This is a genomic window from Phascolarctobacterium sp. Marseille-Q4147, assembly GCF_017968825.1.
GTDB lineage: Bacteria > Bacillota > Negativicutes > Acidaminococcales > Acidaminococcaceae > Phascolarctobacterium_A.
Genome location: NZ_CP072874.1, coordinates 979,394 through 992,722, shown reverse-complemented (window position 1 = coordinate 992,722; position 13,329 = coordinate 979,394). Strand labels below are relative to the sequence as shown.

At 48.0% G+C, this 13,329-nt stretch carries 13 protein-coding genes; 3 read left to right on the top strand and 10 right to left on the bottom strand.

Going from position 1 to position 13,329, the window contains the following annotated elements; all coding sequences use genetic code 11:
• Nucleotides 1-6 precede the first annotated feature (6 nt).
• The 5 genes from KAH19_RS04625 to KAH19_RS04605 all read right to left on the bottom strand — a co-directional run bounded on the left by KAH19_RS04625 (nucleotide 7) and on the right by KAH19_RS04605 (nucleotide 2,774).
• Nucleotides 7-435 (bottom strand): single-stranded DNA-binding protein, encoded by a 429-nt coding sequence (locus tag KAH19_RS04625; RefSeq protein WP_009145515.1) that lies wholly within the window; start codon nucleotides 433-435, stop codon nucleotides 7-9.
• 3 nt (nucleotides 436-438) lie between these two features.
• Nucleotides 439-723 carry a 30S ribosomal protein S6 gene (rpsF, locus tag KAH19_RS04620; RefSeq protein ID WP_009145514.1) on the bottom strand — a complete coding sequence of 95 codons (285 nt, stop codon included), beginning with the start codon at nucleotides 721-723 and terminating at the stop codon, nucleotides 439-441.
• Nucleotides 724-855: 132 nt separating this feature from the next.
• Entirely contained in the window at nucleotides 856-1,296 is a 441-nt protein-coding gene (locus KAH19_RS04615; RefSeq protein ID WP_210685297.1) for a Fur family transcriptional regulator, read from the bottom strand.
• Nucleotides 1,297-1,311: 15 nt separating this feature from the next.
• The gene (locus KAH19_RS04610) at nucleotides 1,312-2,109 is read right to left on the bottom strand and encodes a metal ABC transporter permease (protein ID WP_210685296.1); all 798 of its coding nucleotides are present in this window, start codon (nucleotides 2,107-2,109) and stop codon (nucleotides 1,312-1,314) included.
• Nucleotides 2,109-2,774 carry a metal ABC transporter ATP-binding protein gene (locus tag KAH19_RS04605; RefSeq protein ID WP_210685295.1) on the bottom strand — a complete coding sequence of 222 codons (666 nt, stop codon included), beginning with the start codon at nucleotides 2,772-2,774 and terminating at the stop codon, nucleotides 2,109-2,111. Before KAH19_RS04605 ends, KAH19_RS04610 begins: the two co-directional genes overlap by 1 nt.
• Nucleotides 2,775-2,966: 192 nt before the next feature.
• Between KAH19_RS04605 and KAH19_RS04600 the strand changes: the two genes are divergently transcribed.
• On the top strand, nucleotides 2,967-3,878 hold the full coding sequence (locus KAH19_RS04600; protein WP_210685294.1) for a metal ABC transporter solute-binding protein, Zn/Mn family: 912 nt from the start codon (nucleotides 2,967-2,969) through the stop codon (nucleotides 3,876-3,878).
• Between the two features lie 140 nt (nucleotides 3,879-4,018).
• Here the strand turns inward: KAH19_RS04600 and KAH19_RS04595 are convergent, their stop codons facing one another.
• The 4 genes from KAH19_RS04595 to KAH19_RS04580 all read right to left on the bottom strand — a co-directional run bounded on the left by KAH19_RS04595 (nucleotide 4,019) and on the right by KAH19_RS04580 (nucleotide 8,366).
• The gene (locus KAH19_RS04595; RefSeq protein WP_210685293.1) at nucleotides 4,019-4,315 is read right to left on the bottom strand and encodes a hypothetical protein; all 297 of its coding nucleotides are present in this window, start codon (nucleotides 4,313-4,315) and stop codon (nucleotides 4,019-4,021) included.
• Between the two features lie 72 nt (nucleotides 4,316-4,387).
• The gene (locus tag KAH19_RS04590) at nucleotides 4,388-5,164 is read right to left on the bottom strand and encodes a YgcG family protein (RefSeq protein ID WP_210685292.1); all 777 of its coding nucleotides are present in this window, start codon (nucleotides 5,162-5,164) and stop codon (nucleotides 4,388-4,390) included.
• A 12-nt stretch (nucleotides 5,165-5,176) separates the two neighbouring features.
• The gene (locus KAH19_RS04585) at nucleotides 5,177-6,280 is read right to left on the bottom strand and encodes a hypothetical protein (RefSeq protein ID WP_210685291.1); all 1,104 of its coding nucleotides are present in this window, start codon (nucleotides 6,278-6,280) and stop codon (nucleotides 5,177-5,179) included.
• A 571-nt stretch (nucleotides 6,281-6,851) separates the two neighbouring features.
• Entirely contained in the window at nucleotides 6,852-8,366 is a 1,515-nt protein-coding gene (locus tag KAH19_RS04580) for an SPFH domain-containing protein (RefSeq protein WP_210685290.1), read from the bottom strand.
• A gap of 366 nt (nucleotides 8,367-8,732) precedes the next feature.
• Here KAH19_RS04580 and KAH19_RS04575 point away from each other — a divergent pair, with 366 nt between their 5' ends.
• Together KAH19_RS04575 and KAH19_RS04570 are read left to right on the top strand one after the other, a co-directional pair.
• Entirely contained in the window at nucleotides 8,733-10,112 is a 1,380-nt protein-coding gene (locus tag KAH19_RS04575) for an ABC transporter substrate-binding protein (protein ID WP_210685289.1), read from the top strand.
• A gap of 29 nt (nucleotides 10,113-10,141) precedes the next feature.
• Nucleotides 10,142-11,959, top strand: coding sequence for a helix-turn-helix transcriptional regulator (locus tag KAH19_RS04570; RefSeq protein WP_210685288.1), 1,818 nt, complete (start codon nucleotides 10,142-10,144; stop codon nucleotides 11,957-11,959).
• Between the two features lie 279 nt (nucleotides 11,960-12,238).
• On the opposite strand, the gene KAH19_RS04565 is transcribed toward KAH19_RS04570, so the two are convergent.
• Nucleotides 12,239-13,300: a hypothetical protein gene (locus KAH19_RS04565; protein ID WP_210685287.1), complete on the bottom strand. Its 1,062-nt coding sequence runs from the start codon at nucleotides 13,298-13,300 to the stop codon at nucleotides 12,239-12,241.
• Nucleotides 13,301-13,329 lie beyond the last annotated feature (29 nt).

Here is a 13,329-nt window from a genome sequence, read left to right as displayed (position 1 = left end):
CTTAAATTAGAATGGAATTTCCTCATCAAAGGGAACCTGTTGTCCGAAACCACCCATACCGCCGTCTTGTGCCGGCGCAGCAGAGCGAGTCGGATTGCTATGAGCAGCAGCGGCATCAGCTTTGCGCTCAATAAACTCGAAGCGATCAGCGATTACTTCGGTTATCCAGCGTTTGTTGCCATCCTTGCCATCATAGCTACGGATTTGCAGGCGGCCTTCAACAAGCGCGCGCTGCCCTTTGGTGAGACTGTTACCGCATGTCTCAGCTTGTTTACCCCAGATTACTACTGGAATAAAATCAGCTTCTCTTTGGCCTTCCTGATTGGCAAAAGGTCTGTCTACTGCAAGAGTAAACTGACAAACAACTTTACCGGTCGGCGTATAACGCACTTCCGGATCTCTAGTAAGTCTGCCCAACAGAATAATCTTGTTCATTGATTATTCACCCTTTCTGATAATCATATGGCGCAGTACTTCATCGGTAATTTTCATAACACGATCAAGTTCCTTAACAGCAGCGGCGTCAGCCTGGAAGGTTACGAGAACATAGATACCTTCATTCAGGTCCTGGATCTCATAAGCAAGGCGTCTTTTGCCCCAACGATCGGTTTTTTCTACATTACCACCGTTTGCAGTGATGAGTTTCTCGAATTTAGCAACAACTGCTTCACAAGCCTCATCCTCAACAGGTTTAACGATGTACATGACTTCGTATGCGTTCACGAAATCACCTCCTCCTTTGGACTTTGGCCCCCGTCTCTCCGGGAGCAGAAGAAGTATATATAGTTATATACAAGCTTAATAATTATATCATTGCTTACGCTGCTTTGCAAGCTTTTTTGAAAAATTTTCCTGCTATTTCTGCTTGCGGCATTCCGGACAATAGCCATACCATTCCAGGTTATGTCCTACAATGGCAAATTCCGTTTTATCCGCCAGCTGCTCCTCAAAATCAGCAATCGGGCAATGGTCTACCTCCACAATCCGGTGGCAGCGCAGGCAGATAAGGCGGTGCCTGTGCCCCAATGCGTGCAGGACAAAGCCGTACTTGCGCGCATCTGCCAGAAAGCTCTTTTCCGTCAGTCCCTTTTGCGTAAAATTTTCCAGAATACGGTAAACCGTGGAAAAATTTATCTCCGTGCCCTGCTCACACAGCTGCTGATAAATATCCTCTGCCGTCAGCACGCCCTCGCTCGCCAGCAGCAGCTGCAGAATAAGCTGTCTGTGACGGGTATTTTTTAATCCGTAGCGATGCAGATAATCGCGATAATCTGCCGCAGAACTTGTATCAGTCATCTTTCTACCCCTTCTTTATAAGACAGCACGTATTTCTTTATAAATGATAATCAACAGCAGCAAAGCCACCGAAACCAAAGCGGTTACACCGCCCGGCGCCGCACCCAGCCAATAGGAGGTCACAAGGCCTGTAATAATAGCGATAAAGCTCAGCACCATGGCTGCCAGCATCGTAACCTTAAAGCCCTTGCCCAACTGCAGTGCCGCCGCTACTGGCAGCGCAATCAGCGAGCTGATAACCAGAATGCCTACCACACGGATGGAAACAGCAACCATGGCCGCTACCAACAGAGCAAAGATATAATTAATCAGGCGTGTTTTTACACCGGCAATTTTGGCGCCGTCCTCATCAAAGGCCAGCATAACCAACTGCGGATACAAAAAGTAAACAGCAGCCAGCGACACTACACACAGCACTGCTACCGCCAGCACATCGTCAGGCGTTACGGTCAGAATGCTGCCGAACAAAAATGCTTCTACATTAGTATGTACCATACCGCTGCTGATAATAGTAATCGCAATACCGACAGACAGCGACAGAATAATCACCAGTATAAGCTCAGCATAGCGGCGGAAGCGCTGACGCAAAACCTCAATCAGCACGGCAAAAACAGAGGTTACGGCAAAGGCGCTGATAATCGGGTTTACCTTAACAAGCAGGCCAACCGCTACGCCGGCCAGCGATGCATGTGCCAGCGTATCGCCAATCATGGAATAGCGGCGCAGCACCAGGAACATACCAATCATCGGACACATTAAAGAAATCAGTACAGAAACCAGCAATGCGTTCTGCATAAAAGCGTATTCCAGCATTATTCCGCACCTCCTACATTATCCTGCATATATTCCTGTACATATTCCTGCGGATTGCAGAAATGACCATGTCCGTTCATGACATGATACATTTTATCGGCATTACGCGCCGCAAATTTCAGGTTATGCTCTACCGTGATAATGGTAATACCCTGCTCATGCAGCTCCTGCATAAATTTGTACAGTTCCTGCTGACTCTTGACATCAATGCCGGTAGAAGGCTCATCAAAAATCAGCAGCTGCGGGCTGCCCAGCAGTGCTCTGGCAATCAGCACCTTCTGGCACTGGCCGCCGCTCAGCGTACCGATAAGGCGGTCACGCAGGTCGTAAACATGCATCAGCTCCAGGCAGCGGCGTACTGCCTGCTTATCCGCTACTTTTAATATCCTGCGGTAATATTCCATTACTTCATATACAGTTATCGGAAACTGGCTGTTGAGAGTTTCAAAGCGCTGCGGCACGTAGCCGATGCTGCCAAAAGTATTCTTCAATTCGCCTTTTGACGGCTCCAGCAAGCCCAAGAGCAGCTTGACCAGCGTACTTTTGCCGCTGCCGTTTTCGCCGACAATGGCAATATACTCGCCGTCATTTACCTGCATATTGATATCGCGCAGCAGCTCGTTGCCATATTCATAGGCAAATTCTATATGCTTCAGTTCTATCATAGTGGCTCCTTCATTTACTTACGGCAGTCTGCGCTGCCGTTTTTGTTGCAGTAAATATTATAGACCTCGCTTGGCAAATATGCAAGTCATTTGCATTTAGCTTGACAAGAAAGTTCACGGGTGTTATGATAAAATTTGTTATAATATGCAAATCATTTGCGTTTATTTGTGTTTAAATGAGGAGGAGAGCCCATGAAAAAGCTCAGTATTATTTTTTGTATTTGCACACTGCTGCTCTGCAGTCTGCTGGCAGGCTGCGGCAGCAAGGAGCCTGCACCTGCTGCGGACCACAAGCTGCGAGTTGTGGTAACCTTTAATGCTATGAAAGAATTTGCTCAGGCCGTAGGACAGGATAAAATTCATATAACTGCCCTGATTCCCGACGGCACAGAGCCGCATGATTTTCAGCCTACTACTAAAACTATGCAGGCCCTGAGCAAGGCAGACATTCTGATTTACAACAGCACGGGCATGGAGCGCTGGGTGGAGCAGGCAACGCAGGCCGCCGCCAATCCCAAGCTCGTCATCGTAGAAGCTGCCAAGGGAACCGACCGCATCAGCCTTACAGAAGCCGATGAAATCAGAGCACACGGCCAGTATGACCCCCACACCTGGCTAAGCCTGAGCTGCGCACAGACAGAGGTAAAGAATATTGCCGAAGCACTGGCCGCCGCAGACAAAGCTAACGCCGATTCCTACCGCAAGAATGCCGCAGAATACAATCAAAAGCTACAGGCATTGCTTGCTGCCTATCAGAAAAAATTCAGCAAGCTGGAACAAAAGGACTTTGTCACCGGCCATGCTGCCTTTGCTTACCTGTGCCGTGACTTCGGCCTGCAGCAGCAAAGCATCGAGGACGTTTTTGCCAGCGGTGAGCCGAGCGCGCAAAACCTGGCCAAGCTGACAGCCTACTGCAAGGAGCACAATGTAAAAACTATCTTTGTTGAAGAAGCAGTAAGCCCCAAAACATCGGAAACACTGGCGCGCGAGGTTGGTGCCACTACGCAGGAAATATACACTATCGAATGCAGCAACGGCGAGAAAACCTATCTTACCCGCATGGAAGAAAACCTGGACGCTATTTACCAGAGCCTGAAAAAATAAAAAGACCGCCATCTTGGCAGTAAACAAAATTATCTACGCACAGCAAAACGCCGCGGCTTACGCAGCAGGTTATCGACCTGCCGCAGCCACGGCGTTTTTACGTATAGCACCGCTCCGCCGGCCAGGCCGGCAAAGCTGATTCACTTTTTGTTTTTGGGCAGCACATCCTCATTCTTAGGCGAATAGGGATTAATATTTTTCAGCTGCTGATTGGGACGGTAATTATCGCGCGCCGACGAGCCCCAGATAATCATCCAGGTCAGAGAAAAGCCCATCAGGAGCCACAAAACAGCCATAGCCGCCGCCGGATACCACGAAAGATTGAACCAGTAGCTAAAGCCCCAGAGCAGCACCGCGATAAACCCCCATTCCCAGTTCACTATCAGGTTGGCAATAAAGCAGATAAAAAAGCCTGAATTTATAGTCGTTCTGCGCATAATAACCTCCCTTTTAAAAAAGCGGCCGCGATAAACAATCGCAGCCGCAAAAAGTTTCAGCTCATTTCAATATCAGTAGCTGCCACCGCCGCCGCCATGATCACTATCAGCAGAGCTTTCGCTTACAGAACCATCGTCACTGCTGCCGCTGGATTTAGACTTCGGAACAGCAGAAATGTTGGTGTACAGATAAGTATCATTGCTGTGCGTCAGCGCAAAGGTTTGCTTATCAAGGTAAGCATTTGCTTCAACAGCTTCACGGACATTGCTCATGCCACTAATAAGCAGAGCACGACAGCCATAGGCTGCAGCACCGCCGATACCGGCAGCAATTACTAAAGCAAACCAGTTGAAGCCTGCATTAGGATCCCACGGCTCGCCTTCCTTTTCGTAATACTCAAGGAGCTCGCCTGCTTTTTGAGCATAGGTGATGTAGCCTTGGGCATAATTATCTTTCTTGAACTCTGCAACCATCGGCTTGCTCATATACTCAGTAGCTTCATTGCCAACGATAACCTGCTTCAGCTGTTTATCGGTAGCAATATACCATTTACGGGTGTTGGTAACCTGCAGCAATACCATATTGCCCTTGGCACCGTCATTATAAACATCGTCGAGCAGCTTATTGGCATATTCACCTGGAACGGCACCGCCAATTGTCTTCATGGTTACAACAGCAATGCGCACATTATGCGCCTGCTCCTGCTTGTGCAGCTCTGCCAGAACTGCCTGACGCTGCTGCGGCGTAAGAATCTTGGCGTTATCCACCAGGCTGGGCGCAGCAAAGGCTGTTACACTGGCTAACATAAGGGCTGCCAGCATGGTTAAGATTGCAAATAACTTTCTCATTCCGGCACCTCCTTATAAGATGAACTTCACAATGAAGTAGCTGATAATTGTTACAATAATAAAGGTCAGGGCAGTGTAATTACGCAGCTTGCCATAGTCAATCGGCAGACTGCCGACAACCTTACCCGTCTGACCGTTCATCATAAAGGTATAGGGCTTACCTTCAAAGCGTGTAGACAGAATCCATACCGGCACCATTGCATAATGTACAGCATTTTCATCCTTAATAACTGCGCAGTCACCGTTGCTGGTTACACGGGTATAGCCTGTAACGGTATCTGCCAGGCAGCCCTCGGCACTTTTGACAACGCGCGCATCAGCACGTGCTACAGCAGCCTCGGCATCCACATCATACTTATCTGCCAAAAAGCCTGTCAGATAAGCGGTGCTGAAGGGAACCATTTCTTTGTAATCAAACGGCTCGATGCTTTCCATAAAGGTATCGTCCATCTTCTCGCTGCCATCTACAGGAATGCGCTCAAAGGACATGGTGCCTTCACGTTCGCAGTTATAGACAACGGTAGTCGTAACAACCTCATCATCGGTTTCATAAACGCTGTCGCTGGCACCCTGATAGCTGCCGCTGGCACTAACCTTGGAGTCAAACAGCCAGAACGGTACATACATCGCCTGGATATCCTCCACACGATTGTTGGCCGTAAAGGAGTTAGGCAGCAGGGTTCTTCCCTTGTAAAATTCTTTGAGGGCAGCAACAGCTTCCTCTTTGGTTTTCTTGAAGGGAATGATGAAGTCCGGTTTCAGCATACCTTCGAAGCGGCTCGGCAGCATGGTCGGGCTGCCGCAGTAGCAGCATTCTGTTGCCATGGTGTTGCCGTCGCTCACAATCTGCGCACCGCAGCTGGAGCAGGTAAACGCCTTCATCTGCTCTGCTTCGTCAGCTTCCCATTCGCTGCCGGCAGCAGAGGTATCCCACTTAGCCTCCTTGGCAGCCTGCGCTTTGGCAGCAGCGGCTTCCTTGGCGGCATACATTTCTTCTATAGTCTTAACTTCAAGCTCGGTACCGCAGTATTCGCAGGTCACCTTATCATGACCGGGCAAAAACGTCAGCGGCGCGCTGCAGTTAGGGCACTTATAGCCTACAGAGGTTTCAGCCATAATATCACCTCGTTAAAATATAGTTATGCAATTTTGATTGCTCCCGCTCCCCCTTTAGTCGCCTATTTCGACATCTTGCCTTCCACTCATGAAAGGTAGTTGTACATCGCAATTAAATATCGTTCCAGTCAGAAGCAATTTTCCGGTGCCCAAAGGGCACAACGCAAATTTCGTGTGGAACCAAGACGAAGCTTCGGTAAAATTTGTCAGATAGTAACAGTATGTTACGTCCCCTCGCTTAGCGGTTCGTGTCAAACCAATCAGCTGCGCTCTTTGAGCTTGCTTCTTGGGACACTATCGCATGGCGCACATGAGCCAATCAGCATCGTCCTGTGGACTCGCTTCTTGGATGCGCCCGCATATGGTTCCGGACACTTATTTGCTAAAATTGCTATTCCTTACACGATATGTTAATTGCTCTCTAAGGCTTTCGATTCACCCATTGTTTTTTTGCTAACCTTCTTGCCTTCCCCTTGGGGAAGGTGCCGAACGCAGTGAGGCGAAAGGGGGCAGCCAAGGAGCATACATCATGCTTGCATTCACATCTGACGCAAGCAGTTAATATATGAGGTTATTGTTTGTCGTTATCGTCGAAAATATCGCCGCATTCAGGGCAGAACTTAGGCGGATGGTGCGGATCTGGCGGCTCCCAGCCACACTTATCGCACTTGTACAGCGGTGCTCCCTCAGGCTTCTTGCTGCCGCATTCAGCGCAGAACTTGCCTTTGTTTACAGCGCCGCAGCTGCAGGTCCAGCCTTCCTCTGCCGGTTTGTCTTCCGGCTTCTTGCTGCCGCAGTTAGCGCAGAACTTACCGGTATTGGTAGTGCCACAGCTGCAGGTCCAGCTGCCCTCTGCCGGTTTCGGCTCAGGCTTCTTGCCGCCGCAGTTAGCGCAGAACTTACCAGTGTTGGTAGTGCCACAGCTGCAGGTCCAGGTATCTGCTGCCGGTGCTGCTGCCGCAGGGGCGGCAGGGGCGGCCGGCGGCGGAGTAGGAGGTTGCGGCTGTTGCGGATAAGGCGGTTGTCCGTAAGGAGGCTGTTGGCCGTAAGGATTCTGCTGAGCATACATCTGCTGCTGTTGTCCTTGGGCAAACAAGCCAGCCACATTTGCGCCACCGGCCATTCCGGCCATATTCATGCCAACAAAGCCGCCCATTGCACCCATGCCGCCTTCATTGCCAGCTGCAATACGCATAGCGTCTGCAGTAGCACCAGCCATAGCTGCTGCTGCACGGTTCGGATTGCTGAGCATCTGGATATCTTTCAGACGTTGAGCATCTTCCTCAGACATGGTTACGCTTGCCAGTGCAAAGGAATAAACCTCTACACCACGGCGGTCACGCCATTGGTCGCTCAAATCTTCGTTCAAAGCGTTAGCGATTTCTTTGCCATGACGCGGCAGTGCGCTGTAGCGCATACCGTTTTCAGTGAGCGTACCGAGGGCAACGCCCAGGCTCATCATGAGCTCGCTCTTCATCTGGCTGTCAATCTGGTCACGACGATATTCGTCAGTGATGTTAGAGCATACATTGGTGTAGAACAGCAACGGATTGGTAATCTTATAGCTGTATTCACCGAAGCAACGGATGCCAACTTCCCAATCAATGCCTAAGTTGTTGTCAATCAGGCGTACAGGAATCGGCTGAGCGGTGCCAAACTTGTTGCCGTAAATTTCCTTCATATTGAAGTAATATACGCGCTGATCCTTGCCGGGGTCACCGCCGAAGGTGAAACGTTTACCGATCTGACCGAAAATCGCCTTTACATTATCCTTCAGATCGCCGGTAAAGATAGACGGTTCAGTAGAAGTATCGTATACATATTCGCCGGGCTCGTTGCACATATCTACAACCTTGCCCTGCTCAACGATAATCATGCACTGACCTTCGTTGACAGCAACAACGCTGCCATTACTGATAATGTTGTCTTCTGCAGAAGTGTTGGAGCTGCGTCCTTGGCTGGACGTACGCTTCATACCCTTGGTTACCAGAACCTCGGGAGGCATGCTTTCGCAATAGAAAAACTCTTTCCATTGGTCGCCCAGTACGCCGCCTACAGCGCCCATTGCCGCTTTAATTAAACCCATAATACAACCTCCTTTTGTATCACTAAAATATTAACAATTATATTTTATCAAAACCCGCTTAATATTAACAGGACTTTGAATAAAACAGACGTACACTTATCAGACAAGAAATTGTAAAATATTTATCTTATCCTTATCTGTAGTAAAAAGCTATTCACTAATACTTTGATTTGTGATAAACTAATTGTTAGACAATCTTAGCAAATCATCTGTGCAGGTAAGCTGTTTTCCGCTTCCTTGCCTTAAGTTTAATATAAAAACCGCATTTAGTCACTACACCAAATGGCGAATTCGGGTAGGATAAGGGTAAATTTTCCTTATTTTTTACCTTTTTTCTTTAAAAATTCCCTTTCAGGAGGTTTTTTCATGTCCGTTGTATCAAAAAAATTTTCTGCTTCATTATACAGTATGTTGGTGCTGTTACTGCTCTGTCTTATTACTGCTTTCAGCAGCGGCTGCGGCAGCAAGGCATCACTCGACCCGGCCAAGCCGGTAACGCTCACTATCTGGCATGTTTACGGCAACCAGACCAATTCTCCGTTTAATGATACAATCGAAAAATTCAATGCCTCTGAGGGTAAGGCCAAGGGCGTCATTGTCAAGGTTGCTTCCGTAAGCAGCTCCAATGTTATTGACAAAGCTTTATTCGCCTCTGCCAAGCAGGAGCCCGGCGCAGTGCCGCTGCCCGATCTTTTTACTGCCTATCCGCGCGTTATTCCCGCAATGCACGATAAACTGCTGCATTGGGACCAATACCTTGATAAAGAAGATTTAGCTGTTTACCAGCCGGAATTTTTAGCCGAAGGCTATCAGGATAAGGAACTGCTGATGCTGCCAATAGCAAAATCCACTGAGCTGCTTTTTGTAAACCAGACATATTTTGACCGCTTTGCTGCGGCAACCGGTGCCAGCATTGAAGATTTTGCCGATTACGACAAGCTTTTTGCGCTCTGCCGCAAGTATTATGCCCGAACCGGCGGCAAAAACATGTGCCAGCTGGACGATTTCTATAACTATTACCTGACGAGCATGGCTTCCTTAGGCGACCCGTTAATCAAGGACGGCAAGCCGGACCTTGCCAGCCCCAACTTCAAGCGCATCTTCCGTGCCGCAGCCGAGCCTGCTATCGCCGGCGGGTTGGGCATTGAAAAGGGTTATGCTGCCGATGCCTGGAAAACAGGCGATTTAATCAGCAACGTCGGCTCTACCGCCGCTATTCTTTATATGCGCGATTACGTTACCAATCCCGACAACACGCGTGAAACCATTGTTACCAACTATTATCCCTGCCCTGTTTTCAGCGGCGGCAAGGTAACACTGCTGCAGCGCGGTGTAGGATTATTAGCCATCAAAAGCACAGATGAACGCAAAAACCTTGGTGCCGTTGTTTTTGCCAAATGGCTGGCGCAGGAAAACAGCAATTTGAATTTTGCAATGCAAGCGGGCTACCTGCCAACCAATAAGGAAGCACTGCCCAAACTGCTGAATAATCCGCAAGAGGTGCATAACTTCAAATATCGCAAGCTGTATACCTGCATGCAACAGGTATACAAAAAAGGCACCTGGCTGCATCTGCCGCACAACGCTGCCGAAATTCAGCAGAATCTGGAATACGGCAGCAAAAACATTCTGCGCGCTGCCCACCAGCAATATCTGCAGCAAATTGCCGCCGGCGCCAACCCACAGCAAACGCTTGATAAGTTAGTAGAAGAAAGTTATCAGAAGCTGCTGAATTACAAGCAATAAGCCAAAAAATCCTACCAAGGAGGCTCTTAATGCTCAATAAGCTCACCAAAATAAAAAGACTGCTGCTTATAGGCAAGGAAATATGGCATAATAAACGCTCCATGCGCGGCCGTTTCATTATTTACCTGCTGTCACTGGTTCTGCTGGCAGGTTCTGCTATGCTGATACTGTTAAACGTTATCGGCATAGTACAGCCGCCAAGCCATGATATCGACCGCTTTCTTGAATATGAGCTTAACACCCGTACCAACGATATCAAACGCCAGATGAACGCACTGGCTGCTCACAATATCGATTTGTCGCAGCAGCTGCAGCAGGATATCAACCGCGTTATGCTGGAGCAGGGCATTTATAATAATTATGATGCCCTGAACAACAATCCCGAGGCCTTAACAGCGATTCAGCAGGCAACCTACCAGACACTTGCCGCCAAAATGCAGCAGGCACCGGCCAGCGGCGCCTTGTATCTGATTAATGCCAGCGTCAACACAAATCTGCTGGAACCTACCTATAACGGTCTTTTTCTCAAATTCACTAACATCTATTCCGAAAACACTCTGTTCAACGAAATCTGTATGTTCCGCGGCAACCCACAGGTTGCACGCAATAATAACATCAGCCTTTACAGCACCTGGCAAATGGAACTCAATATCCACGCCTATCCGCAGGCTGATACGCTTTTGCATGCCAAGGAAAACAACATTTCCCAACAATATATCCTGACAGACGTTGCTCACCTTAAAGAAAGCTGGGAGCAGTCACGTCTTTTCCTGATGCCCATTAACAGTAATGACGGCAAGATTATCGGCGTCTGCGGCTTCGAAATCAGCAGCGTGTACTTCCAACAGCGCACCAAACAGGCCAATTACAAGGGCTATCCTCTGATTACCGCTATCCTCGATAAAAAAGCGGACAACGAATACCAGGGACAGCTTTCCAATCCGGCCTCCTTCGTCAATGCTACTATAACAACCAGCTCTGACGGCGAGCATGAATTCTTTACTGCCGGCCAGGATCGTTTCGTCGGCTTCACTGCCCCCTTGACTGTTGGTGCCTCGGAGCACAGGGTAGCAGTCATGCTGCCTGCCGACAGCTATTATCATCTGCAGAGGCAGGCAAAAATGCGTCTGCTGATAATGCTGGGTATTATTCTGCTGCTTTCATTGCTGTCTGCCGGTTATTTCAGCAAAAGATATGTAGACCCGCTGGTAGCGGATTTGCAGCAGCTGCAGCAAAATCCCGATGCTCCTCCGCAAGCCAATGTGCTGGAGCTCAACCAGTTCTTTGAATTCCTGCAGAACCATTCCGAGCAGCAGGCCGAAAAAATGCGCCAGCTGCAAAGCGAAAACAATGAAGTACAAAAACAATACGGTCAGGCCGCCGTGCGTCTGCAGGAGGCACAGGAAAAGCAAAAGCAGACCGCCAACCAGTATATTCAGCTGGAGGAACAGCTTGCTGCCCTGCAGGATGAAATTCAGCAGGTACGCCTGCAAATGGAGCAGACGCAGCAAGAAAAGCTGCAGGCTCAGCAGGAACGCGAGCAGGCACAGCAGCAGTTCAACTTTGCCCAAGCTGCTTTGGAAAAAGCCATTGAAAAGAAGCTGGAATCCGTCGATCCCGACAGTTATCAGATGTTTATCGATAATCTTGTTACGCTGACACCTAAGGAAGAGGACATCTTTAACCTTTATGTACAAGGCTGCTCTACCAAAGATATTATCAGCCAGTTGGGTATTACCGAAAACACCTTAAAATATCATAATAAAAATATCTACAGCAAGCTGGGTGTAAAAACCCGTAAGGAGCTGCTGCAGTATATCGAACTGATGCGCAACGCAGAGCATTGACGCACCAAAGCAAGCAAAAAGCCTCCGGCGAGTTTACTCGTCGGAGGCTTTCGTTATGGTTTAGGGGTTACTATTGCAATATTAACTTTATCGATCATTTTATCACTCATTTATCGCTCATTTATCGCTCATTTTTATTACATATATAGCCATACACACTGCTAAAACCAAATATCCAATTTAAGCTATAATTCAAACACCCCCAAAATATATCTTTCGGGGGTGTTCAAATCTTTATTTCTTAAATTTTACAGCTTCTGTCATGCCTTCTACCCTACATTACAGCTGCAGGATGAAGAATTCATCTTTAATATTTTTTCTGTCATTGCTGAGGGCAACCAGAATTCTGTTATCAGGCATATTTGCCAGGTTTACACATGCACCGATGCTGGTTTCCTTATTATCGGTCAAATCCTTATAACTTACGGTACCAACCAGAGTGCCGGTGTTCTTTCTGTAAATCTGCAGCAGCTGCTTGTCTACAGAAGAATCGCTGACTACCAGATATTCATCAGTCAAAGCTATATCGGTTAAGGAATTGATGGCCTTGCTATCTTCACGTTTTTCTTTGCCGATGACGCGTTTTTGCTTGCCATTGAAGTCATAAACGCTTACCAGGCCTACATCCTGAGTACCGATACGCGCATTGCCGCCAACATAGAAATCACCGTTTCTGTCTGCAACAACGCTTTGCGGAATATTGATTTTATCCTTGTCGTCAGCATTACGGCTTCTGGATTCCTTACGTACTTCGCCCAAATCCTTGCCTACTCTGTAGCCGTTGCGAAGATCCACCTTTCTCATTTCGCCCTGGTTCATCCAAATCAAAGCCTTGTCCGCATTGCCCTTAGGAATTACAACAAGGTTATTGAAGCGTCCTTGTGCCTCTTCAATACGTTTGGTTTCGCTATCGAAATAGTTGAGTCTCATTCTCTTATTGGTATAGAAAATGCCTCTGGTGCCATCGGAAGAAATTTTGGCATTACCGGACAAAGCATCAACATTATTGTCCAACATGCGCAGACCATCTTTATCCCACTGCATCTGAACTAGTCTGTCCTTAACGTTGGCATAAATCATATCTCTGCCGATAACAGCCACCCTCATACCCTTGCTATAAGTATTTTGCAAATGCAGATTAGGATTATTTTTCAGAGTAAAGAGCTTAAATGTATTAATGCCGACCTTAACATCCTTATTCGGCAAATCCTTCAAATCAGCAGCAATCGGTTTCGGTTTAGGAGGCTCGCTGGTGCCTTTGTCACCCCCGCCGCAGCCGGCAATAAAGCTGCAGGCCAAAAGTCCGGCCAAAATTCCCATCGCCATACGTTTCTTCAACATAACAATCATCTCCTCATTTTACTATGGAA